Here is a 277-nt window from a genome sequence, read left to right on the forward strand (position 1 = left end):
AAGATAACTTTTAAAGCTGACTTTGATATATCATCGATAATAGCTTTGTTACCAGTGTATGAATTAGGGTCAAATTTGGTTTGATACCAATACATTACCTTTTTAAGGTGCTTATTCTCTTGTGGAGTATCCATATCTTCAACCAAGCGACAAATACGATTTTGAATTGCAGCTGCTTCAGTGGAATTGAGTATGAACTGATTGATAACCTGACCACCATCTGAAACATTAATGTTCATTTGCGAACCATGGTCTTTAGCAATTGGCTCTACAATTT

General features: G+C 34.7%; 1 protein-coding gene. It reads right to left on the reverse strand.

The window, feature by feature from the left end:
- Positions 1–277 (reverse strand): hypothetical protein (locus Q5762_RS38135; RefSeq protein WP_315896900.1); only part of this gene is annotated, 277 nt, incomplete at both ends.

Origin of the sequence: Streptomyces sp. P9(2023), from assembly GCF_032436795.1 — a bacterium.
Taxonomy (GTDB): domain Bacteria; phylum Actinomycetota; class Actinomycetes; order Streptomycetales; family Streptomycetaceae; genus Streptomyces.